The 19,551-nt window shown below is 67.9% G+C and carries 20 protein-coding genes; 14 read left to right on the forward strand and 6 right to left on the reverse strand.

Annotation, left to right across the window (positions count from 1 at the left end; genetic code table 11):
* Positions 1–35 precede the first annotated feature (35 nt).
* The 3 genes from WCE37_RS10195 to ykgO all read right to left on the reverse strand — a co-directional run bounded on the left by WCE37_RS10195 (position 36) and on the right by ykgO (position 1,743).
* On the reverse strand, positions 36–1,067 hold the full coding sequence (locus WCE37_RS10195; protein ID WP_343279263.1) for an agmatine deiminase family protein: 1,032 nt from the start codon (positions 1,065–1,067) through the stop codon (positions 36–38).
* A gap of 4 nt (positions 1,068–1,071) precedes the next feature.
* Positions 1,072–1,398: a hypothetical protein gene (locus WCE37_RS10200; RefSeq protein ID WP_343279264.1), complete on the reverse strand. Its 327-nt coding sequence runs from the start codon at positions 1,396–1,398 to the stop codon at positions 1,072–1,074.
* 219 nt (positions 1,399–1,617) lie between these two features.
* The gene (gene ykgO, locus WCE37_RS10205; protein WP_005409283.1) at positions 1,618–1,743 is read right to left on the reverse strand and encodes a type B 50S ribosomal protein L36; all 126 of its coding nucleotides are present in this window, start codon (positions 1,741–1,743) and stop codon (positions 1,618–1,620) included.
* Between the two features lie 132 nt (positions 1,744–1,875).
* Here ykgO and cmk point away from each other — a divergent pair, with 132 nt between their 5' ends.
* The 10 genes from cmk (at position 1,876) to WCE37_RS10255 (ending at position 11,460) form a co-directional block, all read left to right on the forward strand.
* On the forward strand, positions 1,876–2,559 hold the full coding sequence (gene cmk, locus WCE37_RS10210; RefSeq protein WP_343279265.1) for a (d)CMP kinase: 684 nt from the start codon (positions 1,876–1,878) through the stop codon (positions 2,557–2,559).
* A 160-nt stretch (positions 2,560–2,719) separates the two neighbouring features.
* On the forward strand, positions 2,720–4,408 hold the full coding sequence (rpsA, locus tag WCE37_RS10215; RefSeq protein WP_343254011.1) for a 30S ribosomal protein S1: 1,689 nt from the start codon (positions 2,720–2,722) through the stop codon (positions 4,406–4,408).
* Positions 4,409–4,479: 71 nt separating this feature from the next.
* Positions 4,480–4,782: an integration host factor subunit beta gene (locus WCE37_RS10220; protein WP_343254010.1), complete on the forward strand. Its 303-nt coding sequence runs from the start codon at positions 4,480–4,482 to the stop codon at positions 4,780–4,782.
* A gap of 46 nt (positions 4,783–4,828) precedes the next feature.
* Positions 4,829–5,083 (forward strand): LapA family protein, encoded by a 255-nt coding sequence (locus tag WCE37_RS10225; protein WP_343279266.1) that lies wholly within the window; start codon positions 4,829–4,831, stop codon positions 5,081–5,083.
* A 1-nt stretch (position 5,084) separates the two neighbouring features.
* Complete coding sequence (gene lapB, locus WCE37_RS10230) at positions 5,085–6,263, forward strand: lipopolysaccharide assembly protein LapB (RefSeq protein WP_343279267.1); 1,179 nt, start codon at positions 5,085–5,087, stop codon at positions 6,261–6,263.
* Positions 6,263–7,285, forward strand: coding sequence for a glycosyl transferase (locus WCE37_RS10235; RefSeq protein WP_343279268.1), 1,023 nt, complete (start codon positions 6,263–6,265; stop codon positions 7,283–7,285). Before lapB ends, WCE37_RS10235 begins: the two co-directional genes overlap by 1 nt.
* On the forward strand, positions 7,286–9,196 hold the full coding sequence (locus tag WCE37_RS10240; protein WP_343279269.1) for a nucleoside-diphosphate sugar epimerase/dehydratase: 1,911 nt from the start codon (positions 7,286–7,288) through the stop codon (positions 9,194–9,196).
* Complete coding sequence (gene galU / locus WCE37_RS10245) at positions 9,193–10,092, forward strand: UTP--glucose-1-phosphate uridylyltransferase GalU (protein ID WP_343279270.1); 900 nt, start codon at positions 9,193–9,195, stop codon at positions 10,090–10,092. The genes WCE37_RS10240 and galU overlap by 4 nt, the downstream gene beginning before the upstream one ends.
* 118 nt (positions 10,093–10,210) lie before the next feature.
* The gene (locus tag WCE37_RS10250; RefSeq protein ID WP_343279271.1) at positions 10,211–10,738 is read left to right on the forward strand and encodes a hypothetical protein; all 528 of its coding nucleotides are present in this window, start codon (positions 10,211–10,213) and stop codon (positions 10,736–10,738) included.
* Positions 10,739–10,824: 86 nt separating this feature from the next.
* The gene (locus WCE37_RS10255; RefSeq protein WP_343279272.1) at positions 10,825–11,460 is read left to right on the forward strand and encodes a hypothetical protein; all 636 of its coding nucleotides are present in this window, start codon (positions 10,825–10,827) and stop codon (positions 11,458–11,460) included.
* A 71-nt stretch (positions 11,461–11,531) separates the two neighbouring features.
* Here WCE37_RS10255 and WCE37_RS10260 read toward each other — a convergent pair whose 3' ends face one another.
* The 3 genes from WCE37_RS10260 to WCE37_RS10270 all read right to left on the reverse strand — a co-directional run bounded on the left by WCE37_RS10260 (position 11,532) and on the right by WCE37_RS10270 (position 15,854).
* Positions 11,532–12,737 (reverse strand): acetyl-CoA C-acyltransferase, encoded by a 1,206-nt coding sequence (locus tag WCE37_RS10260; protein WP_343279273.1) that lies wholly within the window; start codon positions 12,735–12,737, stop codon positions 11,532–11,534.
* Positions 12,738–12,834: 97 nt separating this feature from the next.
* Positions 12,835–15,207 carry a 3-hydroxyacyl-CoA dehydrogenase/enoyl-CoA hydratase family protein gene (locus WCE37_RS10265; RefSeq protein WP_343279274.1) on the reverse strand — a complete coding sequence of 791 codons (2,373 nt, stop codon included), beginning with the start codon at positions 15,205–15,207 and terminating at the stop codon, positions 12,835–12,837.
* A gap of 29 nt (positions 15,208–15,236) precedes the next feature.
* Positions 15,237–15,854 (reverse strand): TetR family transcriptional regulator, encoded by a 618-nt coding sequence (locus tag WCE37_RS10270; protein ID WP_343253998.1) that lies wholly within the window; start codon positions 15,852–15,854, stop codon positions 15,237–15,239.
* Positions 15,855–16,077: 223 nt separating this feature from the next.
* Here WCE37_RS10270 and ndk point away from each other — a divergent pair, with 223 nt between their 5' ends.
* The 4 genes from ndk (at position 16,078) to WCE37_RS10290 (ending at position 19,427) form a co-directional block, all read left to right on the forward strand.
* A complete protein-coding gene (ndk, locus tag WCE37_RS10275; protein WP_343253997.1) occupies positions 16,078–16,503 on the forward strand; it encodes a nucleoside-diphosphate kinase in 426 nt (141 codons plus the stop codon).
* A gap of 146 nt (positions 16,504–16,649) precedes the next feature.
* Positions 16,650–17,801, forward strand: coding sequence for a 23S rRNA (adenine(2503)-C(2))-methyltransferase RlmN (rlmN, locus tag WCE37_RS10280; protein ID WP_343279275.1), 1,152 nt, complete (start codon positions 16,650–16,652; stop codon positions 17,799–17,801).
* Between the two features lie 13 nt (positions 17,802–17,814).
* The gene (locus WCE37_RS10285) at positions 17,815–18,615 is read left to right on the forward strand and encodes a tetratricopeptide repeat protein (protein WP_343279276.1); all 801 of its coding nucleotides are present in this window, start codon (positions 17,815–17,817) and stop codon (positions 18,613–18,615) included.
* Positions 18,612–19,427 (forward strand): RodZ domain-containing protein, encoded by an 816-nt coding sequence (locus WCE37_RS10290; protein WP_343279277.1) that lies wholly within the window; start codon positions 18,612–18,614, stop codon positions 19,425–19,427. The genes WCE37_RS10285 and WCE37_RS10290 overlap by 4 nt, the downstream gene beginning before the upstream one ends.
* Positions 19,428–19,551 lie beyond the last annotated feature (124 nt).

Consider the following 19,551-nt stretch of genomic DNA (forward strand, 5'->3'; position numbering starts at 1 on the left):
GTGGGCCGGCCATTGTAGGCCGGCGCTGCTGTCCGCTAGATGAGACCGGCCGGCAGCTGCATGGAAATGCAGTGCAGGCTGCCGTTCTGCCAGATCAGAGCGCCGCAGGGCACCTGCACCACTTCGCGACCCGGATGGGCTTCGGCCAGCACTGCGGCGGCGAGGTCGTCGGCCGGGTCGTCATAGGCGGGCATCAGCACGGCGCCGTTGATCACCAGGTAGTTGGCGTAGCTGGCGGCGAGCCGGCGCCCGCGGTCGAGCACCGGCTGCGGCCAGGGCAGCGGGAACAGCCGGTAGGGGCGTCCGTTGACGGTGCGTAGCGCGGCGAGCTCGGCCGCCATCGCCGAGAGTTCGGCGTGGTGCGGGTCGGCGGGGTCGTCGCAGGCCTGGAAGACGATGGCGTCGTCCGGCGCAAAGCGGGCGAGGGTATCGACGTGGGCGTCGGTATCGTCGCCTTCGAGGTAGCCGTTCTCAAGCCACAGCACCCGGTCCTGGTGCAGCCAGTCGCGCAGCCAGGCGTCGAGTTCTTCCCGCCGGGCCTGCGGATGGCGTTCGTGCAGGCAGCGCCAGGTCGTCAGGAGGGTGCCCTTGCCGTCGGTTTCTATACCGCCGCCTTCGAGAGCAAAATCAATAGCCTGCACAGAACTTTCAATGAAGATTCCAGTTTCGTGCAGGCGCTGCACAAGGCGGTCATCCTCGCCGGCCTCGAACTTCCCGCCCCAGCCGGTGAAGCGGAAATCGAGCAGCCTGAAGCTTTCCCCGGCCCGGAGCGTGATCGGGCCGGTATCGCGCAGCCAGGTGTCGTTGTAGGGCAGGGCGATGAAGCCGACCCGCGCCATGTCGATGCGGTTGGAGGCCAGCCTGGCGCGGGCGTAGGCCTCGACGTCGTCATCGGCCACACAGATGAGCACCCGCTGGAAGCGGGTGATCGCGGCCACGTGGGCAATATAGGTCTCCTCGACCTCGCCCAGGCGCTCGGCCCAGTCGGTGCCGGCGTGCGGCCATGCCAGCAGGATCGCGGACTGGGGCTCCCACTCCGCGGGGAAACGCAGGGTCTGCAGGGTCATCGGTTCAGCGGATCGGCGGCTTGGGCCCGGTCTCGCCCGCGGTGGCCTGGTTGGCGACAGCGTCGATCACCCGGCTGTTCTCGAAGTAGACGGTGAACGCCGGGTAGACCCAGCGGTTGATGGTCGGCCACTGGCTTTTCTGTCCGCCGCGCGGATCGAGGCGTTCGGCGGGGGCGCCGAAGCGGGCCTCGACCGCGGACATGGCCATGCCGCGGGTGGGCAGTGCGACGCCGGCTTCATGCTGGACGCGATCGATCAGCAGGGTGTCGGCGCTGGCGCCGCCGGCGGCGGCGAGCAGGACGGCGGAAGTCAGTGCAAGGAACAGGCGCATGTCGGATCTCCCCGGTGACGCTGCACGGACTGCAGCCGCAGCGTTTTTAACAGATCGCGCGTGCCTGCAGTGGGCACGGGCAAAGAAGCGGGCGGGCGGTCACGCCGCATGGGTGTCCCGGTCCCGGGCCGGAAACGCGAAAGGCCGCATCGCTGCGGCCTTCCAGGGCGTTCGGACGAACGTGGCATGCAGCGCACGCCGGTCGCCCTGGCGCGCAGCTCAGCGCTGGCGGGCCTTGAAACGCGGGTTCGACTTGCAGATCACGAAGATCTTGCCGCGACGACGAACGACCTTGCAGTCGCGGTGACGGGCCTTCGCCGATTTCAGGGAGGACAGGACCTTCATGACAAACCTCGAAAAAATGGTTGGGACAAAACAAGCCCGCAATTCTAGCGGGTGTTGACGTCGCGGATCAAGTGCTTGCGGGCCCGCGGGCGCTGGCCGGTCTAGAATGGCCACCCCCTCCCGGAGCCTGCCATGACCGACGCCGCCATCCCCGTACTCACCATCGATGGCCCGTCGGGCTCGGGCAAGGGCACGATCAGCCGCGCGGTGGCCACGCGGCTGGGCTGGAACTACCTGGATTCCGGCGCGCTGTATCGCGCGGTCGGCGTGGCCGCAGGCTGGGCCGACCTCGACCTGGACGACGCCGGAGCCCTGGTCCGCTGCGCCTTCGACACCGAGATCGGCTTCCGTGACAGCGCCGACGGCGAGCCGCGGGTGCTGGTCAACGGCAATGATGCCACCGACGAACTGCGCACCGAGACCGCGGGCGCCGCCGCCTCGGCGATCGCCGCCATCCCCGAGGTGCGCTCGGCGCTGACCGAGCGCCAGAGGGCCTTCCGCCGGGCACCGGGCCTGGTGGCCGACGGCCGCGACATGGGCACGGTGATCTTCCCCGATGCCGCGACCAAGGTCTTCCTCACCGCAAGCGCCGAGGAGCGCGCGGAAAGACGCTATAAACAGTTGAAGGACAAGGGGGTTTCCGTTACATTGGCCGGTCTGCTGCGGGAGATTCTTGCCCGCGACGCGCGCGATGCCAGCCGCGCGGTGGCACCGCTGCGACCGGCCGAAGGCGCCGTCCGCATCGACACCACCGCCCAGGGCATCGATGCCGTGGTCGCACGCGTCCTGGCCCTGGTGCCCGGTGGCGCGGCCTGACCTTCCGTAGCAGGTGGCCCCGCGCAGCATCCGCTGCGCGGATTTTCCTTTTCCAACCAGCACTCACGGCAAGGCGCAATCCCGCGCACGCCGACAACGGGTGGACCGATGGCCCGCACACGCGGCCCCCGGTCTGTTTCATCAACAGAGTATTTTTCCAATGACCGAATCATTCGCAGAACTGTTCGAACAGAGCGAGGCCCACCTGGCCAAGCTGAAGCCGGGCTCCATCGTCACCGGCACCGTGATCCAGGTGCGCACGGACGTTGTCGTCATCAACGCCGGCCTCAAGTCCGAAGGCATCGTGCCGATCGAACAGTTCCGTAACGACGCCGGCGAGATCGACGTCGCCGAGGGCGACATCGTCAAGGTCGCGCTCGACTCCCTCGAGAACGGCTTCGGCGAGACCGTGCTGTCGCGCGAGAAGGCCAAGCGCGCCATGGTGTGGGACGAGCTCGAGGAAGCCCTCGAGAAGAACGAAACCGTCACCGGCCGCATCAGCGGCAAGGTCAAGGGCGGCTTCACCGTCGACATCAAGGACGTCCGCGCGTTCCTGCCCGGTTCGCTGGTCGATGTGCGCCCCGTGCGCGACCCGGTGTACCTGGAAGGCAAGGAACTCGAGTTCAAGCTCATCAAGCTCGATCGCAAGCGCAACAACGTGGTCGTCTCCCGCCGTGCGGTGGTCGAGAGCGAGCATTCGGAAGAGCGCGAGCAGCTGATGGAGAAGCTGGTCGAGGGCGCGGTGCTGAAGGGTGTCGTCAAGAACCTGACCGACTACGGCGCGTTCGTGGACCTCGGCGGCATCGACGGCCTGCTGCACATCACCGACATGGCCTGGAAGCGCGTGCGCCATCCGTCCGAAGTCGTTGAAGTCGGCGCCGAGCTCGACGTCCGCGTGCTCAAGTACGACCGCGAGCGCAACCGCGTCAGCCTGGGCCTGAAGCAGCTGGGCGAGGATCCGTGGGACAACATCGCCCGCCGCTATCCGTCCAACACCCGCGTGTTCGGCAAGGTCTCCAACGTCACCGATTACGGCGCGTTCGTCGAGATCGAGCCGGGCGTCGAGGGCCTGGTGCACGTGTCCGAGATGGACTGGACCAACAAGAACGTCAACCCGCAGAAGGTCGTGCAGGTCGGTGACGAACTCGAGGTCATGGTGCTCGACGTCGACGAAGAGCGTCGCCGCATTTCGCTGGGCATCAAGCAGGTCACGTCCAACCCGTGGGAGACCTTCGCGGCCATCCACAAGAAGGGTGACAAGGTTGACGGGCAGATCAAGTCGATCACCGACTTCGGCATCTTCATCGGCCTGGACGGCGGTATCGATGGCCTGATCCACCTCTCCGACATGAGCTGGGCCACCACCGGTGAAGACGTGGCGCGCGAGCTGAAGAAGGGCGACACGCTGGAAGCCGTGGTGCTTGCGGTGGACCCCGAGCGCGAGCGCATCAGCCTGGGCGTCAAGCAGCTGGAGCAGGATCCGTTCGGCCAGTTCATGGCCGCCAACCCGCGTGGCTCGAAGGTCACCGGCACGGTGAAGGAAGTCGACGCCAAGGGCGCGGTGATCGAGCTTGCCGACGGCGTCGAGGGCTACGTGATGGCCCGCGACATCTCCGACGAGCGCGTCGAAGACGCCAGCCAGCACCTGAAGGTCGGCGATTCGATCGAAGCCAAGTTCACCGGCATGGATCGCAAGGGCCGCACCCTGCAGCTGTCGATCAAGGCGAAGGACGAGGCCGAGGTGGCCGATACCCTGGCCGAGTACAACCGCGCTTCGGCCGATGCCTCCAGCGGCACCACCAAGCTGGGCGCGCTGCTGCGCGAGCAGCTGGGCGGCAAATCCGAGTAATACCGCAGTATCCGGCGGCGGCCTGGGTCAAACCAGGCCGCCATCGGCTGTCCGACGCCAGCCAGGGCACCATGACCAAGTCCGAACTCATCGAAATCCTCGCCCAGCGCCAGGGGCACCTGAAGGCCGACGACGTCGATCTTGCGGTGAAGTCGCTGCTGGAGGTGATGGGAGGCGCCCTGGCCAACGGCGAGCGCATCGAGGTCCGGGGCTTTGGCAGTTTTTCGCTGCACTACCGCCCGCCGCGCACCGGCCGCAATCCCAAGACCGGCGAAGCCGTCGCGCTGCCGGGCAAGCATGTTCCCCATTTCAAGCCCGGCAAGGAGCTTCGCGAGCGCGTCAGCGACGTCATGCCGCTGCCGACCGAAGACTGAAGCATTTGCTGACTGCAGGCCACGGGCTCGGCTAAGCTAGCCGCCCATGCGCCCGATCCGCATCCTCATCGCCATGCTGTGCCTCGTCACGGGCGTGGCAGTGGGCGCACTCAATCCCCAGGTGGTCCAGGTCGACTTCGGCCTTGCCGTGCTGCGGCCCACGCTTGGCGTGGCGCTGCTGGCAACCCTGCTGCTTGGCGTCATCGCCGGTGGACTGGCAATCATGGTTTCGGTGGTCCTGCCGCTGCGCCAGCGCCGGCGCCGGGAAGCCGCCGGCCCCAATGCAACGGACGCGAACTGACATGGCTTTCGTCACCGAGTGGTTCTGGTTCTTCCTGCTGCTGCCGATCGCCGCGCTCAGCGGATGGGTGATCGGGCGCCGCGGTGGCGAACGCCACAGCGACAGCCAGGTCAGCAAGCTCTCCACCACGTATTTCCGCGGTCTGAACTACCTGCTCAACGAGCAGCCGGACAAGGCGATCGAGCTGTTCCTGCACATCGCCGAACTCGACAAGGAAACGTTCGAGACCCAGGTCGCGCTGGGCCACCTGTTCCGCCGCCGCGGCGAGGTCGACCGTGCGATCCGGCTGCACCAGGGCCTGGTCCAGCGCCCCGACCTCAACGATCAGCAGAAGGTGCAGGCGCTGCTGGCGCTGGGCGAAGACTATATGCGTTCGGGCCTGCTCGATCGGGCCGAGACCGTGTTCACCGAACTTGCCGCCATCGACCAGCGTGCGCCGCAGGCGTTGCGTCACCTGATCGACATCTACCAGGCCGAACGTGACTGGCCGAAGGCGATCGAGAATGCCACCCGCTACGAACAGGTGACCGGCGAGCCGATGGGCAAGCTGATCGGACAGTTCGAATGCGAGCTTGCCGAGCGCCTGCGCGCCGGCGGCGACCGCGACAGCGCGCGCCAGGCGGTGGTGCGCGCGTATGCCGCGGACTCGACATCCGTACGCGCCGGCATGCTCGAGGGCCGGCTTGAGCTTGATGCCGGCAACGACGCCGCGGCCATCCGTGCGTACGAGCGCGCTGCGCGCCACGATCCGGACTACCTGCCCGAAATCCTCCCGCCGCTGCGCTCGGCATACGAGCGCGTCGGCGACTCTCCCGGCGCACGCGCGTTCCTGACTGAAATGAGCGAGCACTACCGGGGCGTCGCTCCCGTCCTCGCGCTGACCCGGCTGGTCGAAGCGGAGGAGGGGGTTCCGGCAGCCCGGCGTTTCCTGGCCGAACAGCTCAAGGACCGCCCGTCGGTTCGCGGCGAGGCCGCCCTGATCGACCTGACGCTGGCCGAAGGCGGCCACGAAGCTACCACGCTGCAGGACCTGCGCCACATCACCGACCAGCTGCTCGTGCGCAACCCCGCGTATCGCTGCAACCGCTGCGGCTTCGGGGCGCGCAGCCACCATTGGCAATGCCCTTCCTGCAAGGAATGGGGCAGCATCAAGCCCTTGCTGAACTACGCCGTGGTCTGATGGCGACGCTCGACTGGACAAACACGCTGCCGTGGCTGGCGATGGCTGCCACGGTGGCAGCGGCCGGGGCATGGCTGGCGAGGCGCCACGCGCTTCGCCACGGCCTGCTCGACATGCCGGGGGAGCGCCGCAGCCACGAGGTGCCGACTCCGCGCGGAGGCGGCATCGGTATCGCGATCGCCTGGCTGCTGGCCTGCGTCGCGCTGGCGGCGGAAGGCCGACTGCCCGGCCCGCTCGCTGCGGCCGCCGTCGTCGGGGTGCTGCTCGTGGGCGGTGCCGGTTATATCGACGATCACCGACCACTGTCGCCCTGGTGGCGGCTTGCGGCCCATCTGGTCGCGGGGCTGGCCCTGGCCGCGGGGCTCGTGGCTGCCGGTGGCGCGGCCTGGCTTGCGGCCGCGGCGCTGCTGGCGGTCCCGGTCCTGGTCAACGTCTGGAACTTCATGGACGGAATCGACGGCCTGGCCACCAGCCAAGGGGCGCTCGCGGCGGTGGGTTTCGCGCTGCTGTCCAGGGACCCCGGAGCGGCACTCGCCGCCCTGGGGCTTGCCGCCGCATGCCTGGGCTTCCTGCCTTTCAATTTCCCGCGGGCGACGATCTTCCTCGGCGATGTCGGCAGTGGAGTCCTCGGCTTCGCGCTGGCGGTGCTGGCCGTCCTGCTCCTGCTCCCCGAGCGCACGGCGGAGGGCGCGGGCCTGGTGCCGCTGGTCTTCCTTCCGCTCTCGGCCTTCCTCATTGACGCGGCGTTGACGCTGGCAAGGCGCATCGTCCGCCGCGAGCGCTGGTGGTCGGCGCACGTCGGGCACGCGTACCAGCGCCTGGCGGCCGCCCGCGGGTCGCATGTGCCGGTCACCTTGCTCTATGGTGCGTGGACCCTGGCAGCCGTCACCATGGCCAGCGTGGCGGCGACACTGGGCGTCAGGATCGGAGTGGCGTTGGCAGTGATCTGCGTCGTGACCGGGACACTGGCCTGGCATGCCATCACCAGCGCCGACCACATCAGGAAAAGGAATGCCCGCTAGATGATCAGCTTGAGCGACCGCGTCAGGACAGGCCTGCCGCGTGCTTCGGTGGTGGTGCATGACCTGTTCATGGTCTGGGCGGCCTGGGCGGGGCTCAACTACTTCCGGCATTCCGCACTCGACCAGGCGGCGGTTGCACCGTTGCTGTCGCCGGAGATGCTGCTGATCCTGATCGTGCAGGGACTGATCTTCTGGCAGGTCGGCCTGTACCGCGGAGTCTGGCGGTTCGCGAGCATTCCCGACCTGGTCAACATCATCAAGGCGAGCCTGTTCGGGCTGCTGGCGATCCTGCCGCTGCTGTTTTTCGTCTTCGACCGGGCCGGCCAGGTTTCGCGCACCGTGATGCTGGCCTATCCGGTCGTGCTGTCGGCGCTGCTGGGCATGCCCAGGCTGCTGTACCGGGCGTGGAAGGACCACGGCAACGAGCGCACCGACAAGGCGGCGCTGCGGGTGCTCATCCTCGGCGCGGGCCAGGCAGGCGAAGCGCTTGTCCGCGACCTGCGGCGGGTCGGCGCCTACCAGCCGGTCGGCTTCCTCGACGATGCCGCCAAGCTGCGCGGCAGCTATCTGCAAGGCCTGCCGGTGCTGGGACGCATCGATGACGTCGCCCGCATCGCGCCGGAAACCGCAGCCAGGCTGCTGGTGATCGCGATGCCGTCGCTGGATGCGACCGCCATGCGCCGCGTCGTCGCCGCCTGCGAACGCACCGGGCTGCCGTTCCGCACCGTGCCGCGGCTCAATGACCTGCTCGAGGGCCGGTCGCTGCCGGGCGAGCTCAAGGAGGTCGCTATCGAGGACCTGCTGGGCCGCAAGCCGGTCACACCCGACTGGAAGGCGATCCGCGGCTGGCTGGGCGGGCGCAGCGTGCTGGTCACCGGTGCCGGTGGCTCGATCGGCGCGGAGCTGTGCCGCCAGTGCGCGCGCCACGGGGCGCGACAGATCACCCTGATCGAGATCGACGAGCTGGCCCTTGCGACCACCCAGAGCGAGCTGCGCCGCGACTTCCCGCAGATCGATTGCCTGCCGGTGCTCGGCGACTGCGGCGATCCGGCCGTGATCCGCCACGCCCTGTCGCTGTCGCCGCCTGAAGCGGTGTTCCATGCGGCCGCCTACAAGCAGGTACCGGTGCTTGAAGGACAGCTGCGCGAGGCCGTGCGCAACAACGTCCTGGCCACGGCCACGGTCGCGCGCGAGGCAAACGCCGCTGGCGTAGGCACCTTTGTCCTGATCTCCACCGACAAGGCCGTCGATCCGGTCAACGTGCTTGGTGCGACCAAGCGCCTGGCCGAGATGGTCTGCCAGGCGATGACGGGGGTCGGGGGCACGCGCTTTGTCACCGTGCGCTTCGGCAACGTGCTTGATTCGGCAGGCAGCGTGGTGCCGCTGTTCCGCGAGCAGATCCGCCAGGGCGGGCCGGTCACGGTGACCGACCCGGAGGTCACGCGCTATTTCATGACCATCCCCGAGGCCTGCCAGTTGATCCTGCAGGCGGTCGCGATCGGTTCGCTGCAGGCCGTCTACACCCTCGACATGGGCGAGGCGGTGTCGATCCGCCTGCTCGCCGAACAGATGATCACCCTGGCAGGCAAGCAGCCGGGCCGCGACATCGCGGTGGTCTATACCGGCCTGCGCCCGGGCGAGAAGCTGCACGAGACCCTGTTCCACTCCGAGGAGCGCTACCGGCCCACGTCCCATCCCAAGATCCTGCAGGCCGAGGCGCGCAGCGTGGCCGGCGACCGCATCGAGTCCGCGCTCGCCAAATTGCACGAAGCGGTGGCAAGTTACGATATCGACACCCTTGGCAGGGTGCTGCGCGAGTCGGTGCCGGAGTTCGCGCCGCTGGCGGCGGATTCGGGGCCGCGGGCGGCAACCGTGGTCGCATTTCCAGCAAGGAACGCAAGAAGGACATGACACAACGCATTCGCAAGGCCGTATTCCCCGTGGCCGGCCTGGGCACCCGGTTCCTGCCCGCCACCAAGACCGTTCCCAAGGAGATGCTGCCGATCGTCGATCGCCCGCTCATCCAGTACGCGGTCGACGAGGCAATCGACGCAGGCTGCGACACCCTGGTGTTCGTCACCAATCGCTACAAGCACGCAGTGGCCGACTACTTCGACAAGGCCTACGAGCTGGAGCAGAAGCTCGAGGCGTCGGGCAAGCTGGAGCTGCTGGAGGTCGTACGCAACGTGCTCCCGGCCGGGGTCCAGGCGATTTTCGTGACCCAGACCGAAGCCCTCGGCCTGGGCCACGCCGTGCTGTGTGCCAAGCCGGTGGTGGGCGACGAACCGTTCGCGGTGATCCTGCCCGACGACCTGATCTGGAACCGCGACGGCCCGGGCGCACTGCGGCAGATGGCCGACCTGGCCGAAGCCAGCGGCGCCAGCGTGATCGCGACCCAGGCGGTGGCCCCGGAGCAGGTCTCCAGCTATGGCATCGTGGCGACGGGCGAGTTCAGCGATCGCCAGGGGCCGGTGACCGCGATCGTCGAGAAGCCGGCGCCTGCCGATGCTCCGAGCAACCTCGCGGTGGTCGGACGCTACGTGCTGTCGCCGCGCATCTTCGGGTTGCTCGAAACTACCAGGCCGGGCGCCGGTGGCGAGATCCAGCTCACTGACGCAATATCCGCGCTGCTCGCCGAAGAGCAGGTGCTGGCCTATCGTTTCCAGGGCACGCGCTTCGATTGCGGCACCCACCTCGGGCTGATCGAAGCCACGATCAGGCACGCGCTGGACCATGAAAAGCTCAGCGAGTCGGCTCAGGGCTTCATGCGCGACGCGCTGGCCGAGCTGGGCGTGGTGGATTCATAAGGTGCTTCCGAGAGGTGACATTGTCGGGAGCGCAGGGGTATATTCAGGTGGTCAGGACGGGTGCGGGTTACGTGCCCCTGATCGCTTGACAGCACATCACCAAGGGAGAGAACGCTTCATGAAGCTTGCAACAACCATTGCTGGCCTGACGCTTGCCGTCGCGGCCACGTACAGCATTCCGGCCACCGCGCAGTCGCTGCACGGAAATTCCTCGCAGCCGGCCGCACGCTGCCAGGGGGCGCTGCCCGCCTTTGAGACGGCGATCCGGAAGCGTCCGCTGGCCATCCAGAACGAAGGCTCGACGGCCAGCTACGTCAGCTGCGGCTTCGAGTTCGACTCCGCCGCTGCCGTGAACAACGCGTCGTTCCTCGTCGATACCTACTTCACCAACAGCACCGACGCAGTGGCGACCGTGACCTGCACCGGCGTGACCGGCTACGCCGGTGGCGAGAACGAGTTCGTGTCGATGAGCGTCGATATCCCGGCCAACGGCAGCGGTGAAGACGCCAACCTGTTCTGGTTCGACGACGACTTCGCAGGCGGTGGCATGGAGTCCGGCCTCGTCGCCATCAGCTGCCTCCTGCCCGCAGGCGTCGGCATCAACGATACCTACGTGTTCTGGGACGAAGCCGACGTCCCGGTCTGATCGCGGCTGAAGCCTGCTCCACGCGACATCCAAAGGGCGCCGGGTAACCCCGGCGCCCTTTTTTTGGTCCGGGCAATCATCGACACTTGCAGTCACCCAGGAAAAGCAGGCAGTACCGATTGATGAAACCAAGCAACAGGATCCCCCTTATCGCCGCTGGCGTCGTCGTACTCGCGGTGATCGCCGGAACCTTTGTCCTGCGCGGGCGGGACCAGGTCGATACCCAAGACCCTGCGCAGCAGGTGGCTGAAACGCCCGTGGCCAGCGTGCCCGGAGCGGCGCCGCCGGAGGCGACGCGGGTGCGTACCCCGCAGGCCGACAGGTCGCTGCGCCATGAGGGCGTGCTCGCTCATGTCGAGCGTCGGGCCCAGATGCGCGAGGAACATCAGGCGCGCATCAAAACCCTGCGCGAGGAGTCCGCGCAGCGCTTCGCCAGCGAGCAGGTCGACCCCGCATGGGCGCCCGGAAAGATCAAGGAACTCACCAGCCTGGCGAGCCAGCCGGAGTTTGCGGTGGCCAACGCCGAACCGCAGCAGCTGAGCGTCGATTGCCGCAGCAGCACCTGCCGGATCGACGGCCAGTTCGAGACCAACGGCAAGGCCGAGGATTGGATCCTGATGTACATGTCGGGCGTCGGCAGCGGCATGCCGAACTCAGTGGTCTCGCGCAGCACGAACCCCGACGGCACTACGCGAGTGGAAATCTACGGCCGGGCGCGCTGAACCCCCGGTGCCTGCCGCGCTCCCGCGGGCAGGCCAGGACGCAAAGGGGCGCCGGGAGGCGCCCCTTCCCGTTACAGGGCCTCGAAGATGCCCGCGGCGCCCATGCCGGTGCCGATGCACATGGTGACCATGCCGTACTTCTGCTTGCGACGCCGCATGCCGTGGACGATGGTCGCGGTGCGCACGGCACCGGTCGCGCCGAGGGGATGGCCGAGTGCGATCGCCCCGCCGAGCGGGTTGACCTTGTCGGGATCAAGCCCGGAGTCGCGGATGACGGCCAGTGCCTGGGCTGCGAACGCCTCGTTGAGTTCGATCCAGTCCAACTGGTCCGAGGTCAGGCCGGCCTGCTTCAGCGCCTTCGGGATCGCCGCGATCGGGCCGATGCCCATCACCTCTGGACGCACGCCTGCGACCGAGAAGGACACGAAGCGTGCGAGCGGGGTCAGGCCGTAATCCTTGATCGCCTGCTCCGAGGCAACCAGTACGGCACCGGCACCATCGCTCATCTGCGATGAGTTTCCGGCGGTCACGGTGCCCCCGAACTGCCCGTTGCGGAACACCGTGCGCAGCCTGGCGAGGCCTTCAAGCGAGGTGTCCGGGCGCGGGCCCTCGTCATGCTCGACCAGCAGCTTCCTGAGCCGCATGCCGCCGCCGCCCAGGTCTGGCTGGCGCGAGATGATCTCCAGCGAAGCGATCTCGTCGCGGAACTCGCCGGCCTTCTGCGCCGCCAGCGCCTTCTGGTGCGACGCCAGCGCGAACGCGTCCTGGTCCTCGCGCGAGACCTTCCATTCTTCGGCAACCTTTTCCGCGGTGATGCCCATGCCGTAGGCGATGGCGACGTGGTCGTCCCGGAACACCGCCGGGGACAGCGCGATCTTGTTGCCCATCATCGGCACCATGCTCATGCTCTCGGTGCCGCCGGCCAGCACCAGGTCGGCGTTGCCGAGGCGGATCTGGTCCGCCGCCAGCGCCACGGCCTGCAGGCCCGAGGAACAGAAGCGGTTGATGGTCTGCGCGGCCACGGTGTCGGGCAGCCCGGCCAGCAGCACGCCGATGCGCGCCACGTTCATGCCCTGCTCGCCCTCGGGCATGGCGCAGCCGATGATCGCATCGTCGATGCGGTTGACGTCGATGCCCGGCGCCTGCGCGACCACGGCCCTCAGCACGTGGGCCAGCATGTCATCGGGTCGGGTATTGCGAAACACGCCCTTGGGCGCCTTGCCTACCGGAGTGCGGGTGGCGGCGACGATATAGGCGTCCTGGATCTGCTTGCTCATGGGTTGTGGTTCCTGCGTTGCTCCTTCCCCCGTGAGCGGGGGAAGGCCGGGATGGGGGCGGCCCGCCGTGCTCCTTCCCGGAGCCGGCGGAGTCGCATCAGTTCCTCAGCGGCTTGCCGGTCTTGAGCATGTGCACGATGCGGGCCTGGGTCTTCTCCTGCTGCGCGAGTTCCACGAAGTGCTGGCGCTCCAGCCGCAGCAGCCAGTCCTCGTCGACCACCGAATTCCGGTCGACGTCGCCGCCGCTGACCACGGTCGCGATGCGCTGTGCGATCTCGTAGTCGTATTCGCTGATGAAGCGGCCTTCGAGCATGTTCTCCAGCAGCATGCGGAAGGTGGCGATGCCGACGTCGCCGGCCACGCGGACGCGGCGGGCGGGCAGGGGCGGGCGGTAGCCGGTTTCGGCCAGGCCGCGCGCCTCCTGCTTCGCGATATACAGCAGCTCGTGGGCGTGGAAGGCGATCCTGTCCTGCGGGCGCAGCAGGCCGAGTTCCTTCGCTTCCATCGCCGAGGTGGACACTTTGGCCATTGCCACCGACTCGAACCAGCCCTTGAGCTCGGCAAACACGTCGCCGTCCGGGCCGGCCGCATCCGACGCGCGCACGGCGAACTCCTTCAGGCCGCCGCCGGCCGGCAGCAGGCCGACGCCGGCCTCGACCAGGCCGATGTAGCTCTCGAGGTGCGCAACGGTGCGCGCCGAGTGCATCTGGAACTCGCAGCCGCCGCCCAGCGCCAGGCCGCGCACCGCGGCCACGACGGGCACCAGCGAATATTTGATGCGCTGGCTGGTGGCCTGGAAGTTGGCGACCATCGCCTCGAAGGCGTCGACCTTGCCGGCCTGCAGCAGGCCGAGCGCGCCGGCCAGGTCCGCACCGGCGGAGAAGGGCTCCTTCGGCTGCCAGATCACCAGGCCCGCGAAGTCGCGCTCGGCGCGGGCGACGGCCTCCTGGAGGCCATCGAGCACGTGGTCGGAAACGGTGTGCATCTTGGTCTTGAACGAGGCCACGGCGATGTCGTCGCCATCGGTCCACATGCGGATGCCGTCGTTCTCGAACACGGTCTCGCCGTTGGGGAAGGACTCGCCCAGCAGCGGATCGGGGAAGCGCTGGCGCCTGTAGACGGACAGGGCGGAACGGGGCAGGCGGGCGTTCTTGCCCGGGCTGTAGCTGCCCTCGGCGGAGTGGACGCCGTCGCGGCCGTCGAAGACCCAGTCGGGCAGCGGCGCGTCGCTCATGGCCTTGCCGGCCACGATGTCGTCGGCGATCCACTGCGCCACCTGCTTCCAGCCGGCGGCCTGCCAGGTCTCGAACGGGCCCAGGCTCCAGCCGTAGCCCCAGCGGATGGCCAGGTCCACGTCGCGCGCGGTCTCGGCGATGTCGGCCAGGTGGTAGGCGGAGTAGTGGAACAGGTCGCGGAACACGCCCCACAGGAACTTCGCCTGCGGGTGCCCGCTCGCGCGCAGGGCGGCGAACTTCGCCACCGGATCCTTCGTCTTCAGGATCTCGACCACCTCGTCGGCGGCCTTGCGGTCGGCCGCGCGGTAGTCCTGCTTCTCCAGGTCCAGGACCATGATGTCCTTGCCTGCCTTGCGGAAGATGCCGGCGCCGGCCTTCTGGCCCAGCGCGCCCTTCTCGACCAGCGCGGCCAGCCACTTCGGCGACTTGAAGTACTTGTGCCAAGGGTCGTCGGGCAAGGTGTCGGCCATGGTCTTGATGACGTGGCCCATGGTGTCCAGCCCGACCACGTCGGAGGTGCGGTAAGTCGCCGATTTCGGGCGCCCGACCAGTGGACCGGTCAGGGCGTCGACCTCGTCGAAGCCCAGTCCGCCCTCGACGGTGTGGTGGATGGTGGCAAGGATCGAGAACACGCCGATGCGGTTGCCGATGAAGTTAGGCGTGTCGCGCGCGTAGACCACGCCCTTGCCGAGCGTGGTGGTCAGGAAGGTTTCCAGTCCCTGCAGCACGGCCTTGTCGGTGCCCTTGGCCGGGATCAGCTCGGCCAGGTGCATGTAGCGCGGCGGGTTGAAGAAGTGCACGCCGCAGAAGCGCGGCCGCAGCTTTTCAGGCAGGACTTCGGCCAGTTTGTTGATGCCCAGGCCCGAAGTGTTGCTGGCGAGCACGGCGTGATCGGCGATGAACGGCGCGATCTTCGCGTACAGGTCCTGCTTCCAGTCCATGCGCTCGGCGATCGCCTCGATCACCAGGTCGCAGTCCTTGAGACGCTGCAGGCCCAGCTCGTAGTTGGCGGGCACGATCGCCGCGGCCAGGGATTTCGACGCCAGCGGGGCGGGGCTGAGCTTGCCCAGGCTGGCGATGGCGCGGTTGACGATGCCGTTGGCTTCGCCTTCCTTGGCCGGAAGGTCGAACAGCACGGTGTCGACACCGGCGTTGGTGAGATGGGCGGCGATCTGGGCGCCCATCACTCCGGCACCGAGCACGGCGGCCCGGCGCACAAGCAATTTCTCAGACATGTTATGCAACTCCTTGATGCAAGGGAGATTCAGCTCTTGATTCCGGCGACCGCGAAGCGGATCAGCTCCTCCGCGGCACGCTTGCGGTGGGCGATTTCAGCCACCCCGGTGGGGCGCTTGATCAGCCCGAAATCGGACATCGCGTAGGTCAGCGCACCGGACAGGAAGTCCAGGCGCCAGTACAGCTGCTCCTTGTCCAGCTCGGGCACGCACTCGGCGATCGCCCGCGCGAACTCGCGCAGGACATGGCCGTACTGCTCGGACAGGAACTTGCGCAGGCCATCGTTCTTCTCCGCGTAGGCGCGCGCGATGACGCGGATGAAGGCGCCGCCGCCCTGGCGGTCGCGGGCCAGCGCGAGCGCCGGCTCCACGAACGCGGCGAGGACCGGGGCCAACTCGCCGGGACTGCTGGCGCGGGCCTCGGCCAGGGACGCCAGTCGCTGCCGGCTCATCTCGTCCATGCGCCGCCGGAACACCTCGTTGATGAGGTTTTCCTTGCTTCCGAAGTGGTAATTGACCGCGGCGATGTTGACGTCGGCGCGTCCGGTGACCTGGCGCAGCGAGGTGCCGCTGAAGCCGTGCTGGGCGAACAGCTCCTCGGCGGCGCCGAGGATCCGGTCCTTGGTCGAAAACTGGGTGCTTGCCATGACGCGGGAGGGCCCTGCCTGAATCAAACGCTTGTTTGGATAGTAGGCCTGCCGTGAATGGCGGGTCAACCCGGAAGGATCGCGAAACCGCGTGCAGACAGCGTGCACGATCCGGTAGAATCAGACACAGCCTTGTTGGCTAAACCCGCGCCCCGGCGTGGGTTTTTCTGTTACCTTTCGGGTCTGCCCAGGATGGCCGGCCCGTTTTACCGGAGACCTTCCCATGGCGCTGGAGCGCACACTGTCGATCATCAAGCCCGATGCCGTTGCCAAGAACGTCATCGGCGAAATCTATTCCCGCTTCGAAAAGGCCGGCCTGAAGATCGCCGCCTCGAAGATGAAGCAGCTGTCGCGCGCCGAGGCCGAAGGCTTCTACGCGGTGCACCGCGAGCGTCCGTTCTTCAACGCGCTGGTCGAGTTCATGATCAGCGGCCCGGTGATGATCCAGGTCCTCGAGGGCGAGAATGCCGTCCTCAAGCACCGCGACCTGATGGGCGCCACCAACCCCAAGGAAGCCGCCGCCGGCACCATCCGCGCCGACTTCGCCGACTCGATCGACGCCAATGCAGTGCACGGCTCCGACGCCGCCGAAACCGCCGCCGTCGAAATCGCGTATTTCTTCCCGTCGACGGACGTTTACGCCCGTTGATTTTTTGCCACGGATCCACGCGGATGAACGCGGGTCGAGCAAAAGCAAACGTGACAAAGACTGTCTTTTTCACTCGCTTTCCGCTCTATCCGCATTGATGCCCTCATCCGCGTGATCCGTGGCAAATGCCTGACCCCGGAAACACAGTGACCCAAGCCACGCCCAAGCAGAACCTCCTTGACCTCGATCGTGCGGGGCTTGAGAACTTCTTTGCCGACGAACTCGGCGAGAAGCGTTTCCGTGCGCACCAGGTCATGAAGTGGATCCACCACCGGCACGTCACCGATTTCGAGGAAATGACCGACCTCGGCAAGGCGCTTCGCGCCAAGCTGCAGGAGCGCGCGGACGTCATCGTGCCGCAGGTCCATTTCGACAAGGCGTCCGAAGACGGCACCCACAAGTGGCTGTTGGGCATGGACGGCAAGAATGCGATCGAGGCCGTCTACATCCCCGACAAGGGGCGCGGCACGCTGTGCGTGTCCTCGCAGGTCGGCTGCGCGCTCAACTGCACCTTCTGCTCCACCGCGACCCAGGGCTTCAACCGCAACCTGTCGACCGCCGAGATCATCGGCCAGGTGTGGGTGGCCGCCAAGCACCTCGGCAACATCCCCCACAAGCAGCGCCGTCTCACCAACGTGGTGATGATGGGCATGGGCGAGCCGCTGGCCAATTTCGACAACGTCGTGCGCGCCATGAGCGTGATGCGCGACGATCTCGGCTACGGCCTGGCCAACAAGCGCGTGACGCTCTCGACCGCCGGCATGGTGCCGATGATCGACCGCCTTGCCGAGGAGAGCGACGTCTCGCTCGCCGTGTCCCTGCATGCGCCCAACGACGCGCTGCGCACCACCCTGGTGCCGCTCAACAAGAAATATCCGATCGCCCAGCTGATGGACGCCTGCGTGCGCTACGCGCTGCGCAAGAAGGGCGAGTCGGTGACCTTCGAGTACACCCTGATGAAGGGCGTCAACGACCAGCCCGAGCACGCGCTCGAGCTCGTGCAGCTGCTGCGCGGGTTCGACCGCGCCGTGCAGATGAAGGACGCCGCCAAGATCAACCTGATCCCGTTCAACCCCTTCCCGGGCACGCGCTACGAGCGCCCCGACGAACTCGCGATCAGGACATTCCAGAAACTGCTCAACAGCGCCGGCATGATCGCGCCGGTGCGCCGCACCCGCGGCGACGACATCGATGCCGCCTGCGGCCAGCTCAAGGGCCAGGTGGCCGACCGGACCCGGCGCCAGGCGGATTTCCGCCGCAGCCTCGAGGCGGGGAAGGACAGCCATGCGCCTTCCTGATGGCGCAGCGGCAGTGGTTGCACTCACGCTCGTCGTACTTGTTTCCGGATGTTCGCGGCTGAGCTTCGTCAAACCGAGCGCTGCGCGCGGCAGCTCCGAACAGGTGGCGCAGACCTACGATTTCAGCGACGACAAGCGCAATCGGAATGGCGCCGGCAACGCGCGTGCGCACCTGCTTCGCGGCGAGCAGGCGCTGAGGGAAGGGCGCGCCGCCGATGCCAGGGAGCAGGCGCGGCTGGCGCTGAAAGCCGACGCCGGCGACCCGCTCGCACACACGCTGATGGCGCTGGCACTGGAGCGCCAGGGCCAGGCCGGCGAGGCCGGCGGCTACTACGCCCGCGCCGCGGAGCTGGCGCCAGCCTCGGGGCCCGCGCTCAACAACTACGGCAGCTGGCTGTGCCTCAACGGGCGTGCGCCGGAGTCGCTGGACTGGTTCGACCGGGCGCTGGCCGATCGCAGCTACGCGAGCCCCGAGTCGGCCCTCGCCAATGCGGGTGCCTGCGCGGTGGAAGGCGGGCAGCCGGGGCGGGCCGAGCGCGACCTGCGCGCCGCGCTGCGGCTGGATCCGATGAACGCGGTTGCGCTCGAAGCGCTGGCACGGCATCTTTACGGGCAGGGGAAACATTTCGAGGCGCGGGCGTTTTCGCAGCGTCGCCTCGACGCAGCGTCGGCAACGCCCGCCGCGTTACTACTTGCGTCACAGATCGAAGAAAAGCTCGGCGACAAGGCTGCCGCCGCTCGTTATGTTCAGCGTCTGCGGACGGAATTTCCGCAAGCGCAGGCAGCGCTGCCCGGGGACAGCAGTTCACGATGATGCCGCCAGACCACAACACCGCCGATGTCCACCAGGGCTGCGGCCAACGCCTCCGCACCGCGCGTGAAGGCGCGGGCCTGTCCGTGCAGGACGTGGCAAGCCGGCTGAAAATGCCGGTGCGCGTGGTGGAGTCGCTCGAAGCCGAGGACTGGAGCCGCCTCGGCGCGCCGGTCTTCATCCGCGGGCAGCTGCGCAGCTACGGACGCCTGCTGGGACTTGCCACCGACTCCGTGCATGCCGCCTCCGGCGTCGCCGCCGTGCAGCCGGTCGAACTCACGCCGCGGACCTATGTGCCGCGCATGCGCATCGTTGCCGAGCAGTTCGCGCGTCGCCTGGTCTATGTCGTGATCACCGGCGCCATTGCACTGCCGGTCTGGCTGCACCTTTCGCCCCAGGACACGGTGTCGGGCTCGCTCGACGTGCCGGTCTCCACGCCCTCGCCGACGGCGGTGCCGGTACAGCGCGGCCCCACGCCACTGGTGGCGTCGATGGCGCCGGTCCAGAGGCACGCACCGATCCCGGTGGCGTCGCTGCCTGTCGACGCGGAAGGGGCGCTCGAACTGCGCGTGGATGCCGACAGCTGGGTCGAGATCACCGCGCCGGATGGCAGCCTCATCGAGCAGTCCCTGCTTGGCGCGGGTGCCGTGCGCAGCTTCGCCGCGGGCGAGGTCGGCCGCGTCGTGCTCGGCAATGCCGGCGCCGTGGCCGTGCGCCGCGACGGTGTCGAGCAGGATCTCTCCCCCTACCTGCGGGCGAACGTCGCCCGCTTTACGGTATCCTCTGACGGTTCGCTGGCGCCTGTCGAACACTGAGTACGACGCGCAGCGGATGCGGCGGCCCGGTCGGGCCCGGCGCATGAAACCGGCGGCCCGCTCACGGGCCGTTCCCTTTCCGGTGCCTGCCCCTCCAATGGCGGCGCGGTACCCAGCACGATCG

It is taken from the genome of Luteimonas sp. MJ250, from assembly GCF_039548455.1.
Lineage (GTDB): Bacteria > Pseudomonadota > Gammaproteobacteria > Xanthomonadales > Xanthomonadaceae > Luteimonas.